The sequence below is a fragment of the Phenylobacterium sp. genome (assembly GCF_036402295.1).
Lineage (GTDB): Bacteria > Pseudomonadota > Alphaproteobacteria > Caulobacterales > Caulobacteraceae > Phenylobacterium.
The window spans coordinates 1-5,236 of record NZ_DASWTE010000273.1 but is presented as its reverse complement, the minus strand read 5'-3'; the positions used below and the strand labels follow the sequence as shown (position 1 = coordinate 5,236).

The 5,236-nt window shown below is 71.1% G+C and carries 5 protein-coding genes; 1 reads left to right on the top strand and 4 read right to left on the bottom strand.

The genetic code is table 11. The features are described 5' to 3' along the window. The 3 genes from VGD44_RS16600 to VGD44_RS16590 form a co-directional block, all read right to left on the bottom strand. On the bottom strand, positions 1-486 hold a 486-nt coding region (locus VGD44_RS16600; RefSeq protein WP_331089093.1), incomplete at its 3' end, for a hypothetical protein. 243 nt (positions 487-729) lie between these two features. Then, on the bottom strand, positions 730-1,119 hold the full coding sequence (locus VGD44_RS16595) for a hypothetical protein (RefSeq protein WP_331089091.1): 390 nt from the start codon (positions 1,117-1,119) through the stop codon (positions 730-732). Positions 1,120-1,126: 7 nt separating this feature from the next. Next, positions 1,127-3,163 (bottom strand): S9 family peptidase, encoded by a 2,037-nt coding sequence (locus tag VGD44_RS16590; RefSeq protein WP_331089089.1) that lies wholly within the window; start codon positions 3,161-3,163, stop codon positions 1,127-1,129. A 125-nt stretch (positions 3,164-3,288) separates the two neighbouring features. Here VGD44_RS16590 and VGD44_RS16585 point away from each other — a divergent pair, with 125 nt between their 5' ends. Next, positions 3,289-4,338, top strand: a complete 1,050-nt coding sequence (locus VGD44_RS16585) for a DUF1176 domain-containing protein (protein WP_331089087.1) — start codon at positions 3,289-3,291, stop codon at positions 4,336-4,338. Positions 4,339-4,378: 40 nt separating this feature from the next. On the opposite strand, the gene purT is transcribed toward VGD44_RS16585, so the two are convergent. Then, positions 4,379-5,236, bottom strand: an 858-nt coding sequence (gene purT, locus VGD44_RS16580; RefSeq protein ID WP_331089085.1) for a formate-dependent phosphoribosylglycinamide formyltransferase, incomplete at its 5' end; no start/stop codon positions are given.

Here is a 5,236-nt window from a genome sequence, read left to right as displayed (position 1 = left end):
GCAGGCGTGGCGGACGTGGGCCTGCGGGTCGAGGTCGAGGAAGTCGGGCTTCTCGTACCAGTCGTCCAGTTCGCGCTCGAAGCGGTGGGCAAGTTCGGTGTGGCGTTCGCGGTCGCCGGCGGCGACGTGGGAGATCACCCGCTCCATGGCCTCGACCAGGTGGTCGGCGCGGGCCTCGTAGGCGTGGTCTTCCGGGGTCTTCCTGGGACCGTCCTCGAACGGGAGGCCGGCCTTGCGCCAGCGTTCGTGCTGCTCGGCCAGCCGGGCGGCCTTCGCGCGGTCGGCCTTCAGCTTCGCGTGGCAGGCCAAGGTCTGGCGCACCTGGCGCGAGCAGCGGGCGTAGGCCTGGGCCAGCCGGGCGACCTCGTCGGGGTCGGTGGTGTCCAGGAGGCAGTCGTGGACGTGCTGCGCGGCGCGCAGGTCGAGCTTGGCGAGCTTCGCCAGGAAGACGTCGGCTTCGTCGATCTCGGGCGGGGGGCCGGACATGCGGGCAGTGGAACACGGCCCTACGTCAGAAACGGTCGTAAGGCGCCATTTCCATCTCAACTTTCTTTGTCATCCCGGTTTCGCGAACCGAAGACCGACCCATTGGGCTCGGCAGCGGTAGCAGGACGCGGCGGCGAGGCCGTGCGCCTCCTGCGGCATCGACGCTTATGGGTCCCTGTGTGTTGAGGCTGCGCCAAAACCGGGATGACAATGGGGAAATGGGCGCGTCAGGCCGGCGCGGAGCTAGCCGTCCGCCCCGTCGACGGCGCGGGCGACCAGGTCGCGCCAGGTGGGGTCGGTGTCGTCCACCAGGTCGACGTCGTCGATCAGCGCCACGGCCGAGCCGCCGTCCGGCAGGATGAGGCCCAGCACCTCCATGGCGTCGCCCTCGGCGTTCACGTGGGCCTCGGCCTGGACCGCGACGGCCGCCTGCTCGCCGTCTTCCTCCCACCAGATGACCGGTTGCGGCAGCTCCATGTCGATAGGCTTCGGGTCGGTGGTGTCGGCCAGCGCGAAGACGGCGCAGCGGGCCTGCACGTCCTCCAGGGTCGCCACCTTGCCGGTGAAGGCGGTGAGCCGCGTCCAGTCGTCGACGTCGAAGCCGCCGCCGTCCTCGCTGTCGTCAGGTTCCATCGCCGGGCTATTGCCCGGCGGTCGCCGCGCCGTCCACCGCCGCCTTCAGCCCCGGCGAGAATTCGGCGCCGTGCAGCACCTGGATCGACGAGCCTTTCAGCGCCGCGCCGAACGGCTCGGCCCGGCCGCCCAGGCAGCGGTCGAGGAAGTGCTCGGTGGTGGCGTTGAAGGCCAGGTTGTTCTCGGGCCGGGCGAAGCCGTGACCCTCGTCCGGGAACAGGACGTAGGTCACCGGGATGCCCTTGGCCTTCATGGCGTCGACGATCTGGTCGCTCTCGGCCTTGTTGACGCGCGGGTCGTTGGCCCCCTGGCCGATCAGCAGCGGGCGCCTGATCTGGTCGGCCCTGGTGAGCGGCGAGCGCTCCTTCAGCAGCGCCTGGCCCTCGGGCGTGTCGGGATCGCCCATGCTGCGCACGAACTGGGCGCGGATCGCCTGCCAGTAGGGCGGGATGGTCTTGAGCAGGGTGTTGAGGTTGGACGGGCCCACGATGTCGACGCCGCAGGCGAACTTGTCCGGCGTGAAGGTGAGGCCGGCCAGGGTGGCGTAGCCGCCGTACGAGCCGCCCATGATGGCGACCTTGTCGGCCCGGGTGACACCCGCCTTCACCGCCCAGTCGACGGCGTCCAGCAGGTCGTCGTGCATCTTGCGGCCCCACTCCTTGTCGCCGGCGTTGATCCACGCCTTCCCGAAGCCGGTGGAGGCGCGGAAGTTGGGCGACAGCACCGCGTAGCCGCGGTTGGCCATCCACTGGTGGTAGCCGTTGTAGCCATAGACGTCGCGGCCCCACGGCCCGCCGTGAACGAACAGCACCAGGGGGACCGGCTTCTCGGGCCGGCCGTCGCCGTTGGCGTCCGAGCCGGGCGGCAGGGTCAGGTACGAGACCTGCGTGTGGCCGTCGCGGGTCTTGATCTCCACCGGGTGCATCGGCTGCAGCGGGGCGCCCTCGAGCTCGGGGCGGGTGGTGTAGAGCTTGGTGAGCGTCCTGGCCTTGCGGTCGTAGAGCCACAGCGTGGTGGGCTCGGTGACGCGGTCCTCGCCGACGGTCCAGATCGTGTCGTCGTCCGAGCGCGAGCCGACCGAGAACTGGCCCTTCAGCTTGCTCTTCAGGAAGTCCATGTCGCCCTTGATGGCCGGGTCGATCACGCGCCACTCGGTCTTCAGGTAGTTGACGGCGTAGGCCTGCACCTTGCCGGTCTTGGGATCGGCCATGATCCCCTGGATGTCGGCGCGCGCGTCCTCGGCGACGACGGTGTCGGCGCCCGTCTTCATGTCCTGGGCGATCAGGGCGCTGGTGTTGCGCCCGGCGCTGCTCAGCCGGTAGAGCGTGGCGCCGTCGCGGGTGAAGCCGAGGGGGCCGCTGGAGAGCGCGTCCTCGGGCAGGATCACGTCGACGGGCTTGGCCGAGACGGTCCCGCCGTCGATGCCGTAGACCTCCTGGCCGCCATCGCCGCGCGGCTTGATCCCGAAGCGGAGCTTGAGCTGCTCGTCGGCGACGAAGCTGCCGAAGCCCTCGTTCTTGAAGACGAGGGTGAGCTGGCCGGTCTTCAGGTCCAGGCTGTGGACGTCGTGCCAGCGGGGGTCGCGGTTGTTGAGGCCGACCAGGATGCGGTCGCGGACATTGCGGTTGAGGGCGACGATCTGGGCGCGGGTCTTGTCGAAGGGCGTCAGCGCCTTCTGCGCGCCGGTGGCGACGTCGACGCCGTAGACCTTGAAGTTCTCGTCGCCGGCGTTGTCGGTGATGAAGAGGATCGAGGCGCTATCGGGCGCCCAGAAGTAGCCCTGCACGGGCCGCTTCTTCTCGGCGGTCATCGGCCTGGCCTTGGCAAGGTCGCCGCCGATCGGCGCGATCCAGACGTTCATCACGCCGTCGCGCGGGGCCACGAACGACAGCCACTTGCCGTCGGGGCTGACCCGGCCGGCGGCGCGGCTGGGATTGCCGAACAGCTTGGTGCGCTCGATCAGCGGGGCGGAAGGCTGGGCCGTCGCGGGGATGGAGGTGAGCGCCAGGGTCGTGGCGGCGGCCGCGAGGACAAGCTTCTTCATGAGGGTCCCTCCCAGGTCCACGATGGGTTGCCGAGGACCTTAAGCGAAGGCGCGAGCCCACCCAAGGTTGTCGTTTCGGCGAGGGTAGCGCGGCCGGGGGCAATCGTGGCTAGCTCGGCGGCATGATGACCCTGGCGTTCCTCGCGGCGGCGGCCGTGGCCCAGCAACCGGCCCCACAACCGGCAAGGCCGGTCTATCGCGAGATCAAGGATTTCGTCGTCGCCTGCGACAACCTGCGGACCTGCCGGGTCCGCTGGGCGCCGGAAGCGGACGGCGGGTTCGAGGCCTATTTCGACGTTGCGCGCGACGGCGGCCCACGCGGACGGCTGCGGGTTTCGCTGGGCGGGGCCACGCAGGAGGGCGCGCGACCGGACGTGCGGTCGCTGACGCTGGACGGCATCCCCTTCGGGCGGAACCTGCGCTGGCGCTACGACGCCGAGACGGACGCGATGGTGGCGGAGGGCGCCGAGGCGCTGGGCTACCTGCGGACGCTGAGCGACGGCGACGTGCTGACCTTCTCCGACGGCAAGCAGCAGCAGGCGGTGACGCTCACCGGGTTCAAGGCGGCGCTGCTGGCGGTGGACGAGGCGCAGGGGCGGCTCGGAACGGCCGGGGCGTTCGTACGGAAGGGCGCCGCGCCGGACACGACGGTTCCTGCGCCACCGGCGCCGCCCGTGCTGGTCGCCCGCCGCGCCGACCCGTCGCTCACCGTGCCGGCGGGCTTCGCCGCGCGGGTCCGCAAGGCGCAGGCGGCAGTGCTGACGAAGGAGGATTGCGCCACCGACGAGCGCCGTCCGGACGACGCGGCCCATCCGCTGGGACGCGGCGAGGTGGTGGTGTTCCTGGGCTGCCTGATGGGCGCCTACCAGGGCTACTCGCTGGTCGTGCGCGCGCCACGGGATGCGCCGGAGAAGGGGCGCGTGGTGATCCTGCCCGCGGCGGTGGGGGATCAGCCGAACCAGGGCTTCCACACCGAGGTCGACTGGGATCCGGAACACGCGACGATCCACGAGGCCGCCAAGGGGCGCGGGCTGGCCGACTGCGGGTCGAGCACGAGTTGGGTGTTCGACGGGACGACGTTCCGGCTCGCCGAGGCGAACCGCCTGAACCGCTGCTCGGGCGGACCGCCGGGCGACTGGCCGACGGTGTACCGCTCGAAGGTCGAGGTGCGCTAAGGCGGGTCCTTACCTCCCGCCGCTTCGCGGGGGCGGTAAGCTACTGCGCGACCGGCTTCACCTTGGCGGCGGCTTCGCGGGCGCGTTCGCGGGCGTGGTCGACGTCGGCGGCGCGGGCGAGGGCGACGCCCATGCGGCGGCGCGCGAAGCTCTCGGGCTTGCCGAACAGACGCAGGTCCGCGCCGGGGACGCTGAGCGCCTCGGCGACGCCTTCGAAGGCGATGCCCTTCGCCTCCAGGCCGCCGTAGATCACCGCGCTGGCGCCCGGCTCGCGCTGGGTGACGTCGGTGGGCAGGCCCAAGATGGCGCGGGCGTGCAGCGCGAACTCGGACTGGTACTGGGTGACGAGCGTGACGAGGCCGGTGTCGTGCGGCCGCGGGCTGACCTCGGAGAACCAGACGTCGTCGCCCTTCACGAACAGCTCGACGCCGAAGATGCCGAGGCCGCCCAGGGCGTCGGTGACGGCCTTGGCGATGTCGCGGGACCTGGAGAGGGCGATGGCGCTCATCGGCTGCGGCTGCCAGCTCTCCACGTAGTCGCCCTTCACCTGGCGGTGGCCGATAGGGGCGCAGAAGCTGGTCTCGACGACGCCGTTCACCAAGGACCGCACGGTGAGCTGGGTGATCTCGAAGTCGAAGTCCACGCGGCCCTCGACGATGACGCGGGGCTGTTCGACGCGGCCGCCCTCCAGGGCGTAGCGCCAGGCGTCGGGGATGCCGGTCGCGTTTTCGACAAAGGACTGGCCCTTGCCCGATGAGCTCATCACCGGCTTCACGAAGCAGGGGTAGCCGGTGGTCTCGCCGGCGGCCTTGGCGAGCTCGGCCTCGGTGGAGGCGAAGGCGTAGGCGCTGGTGGGCAGCCCCAGCTCCTCGGCGGCCAGCCGGCGGATGCCCTCGCG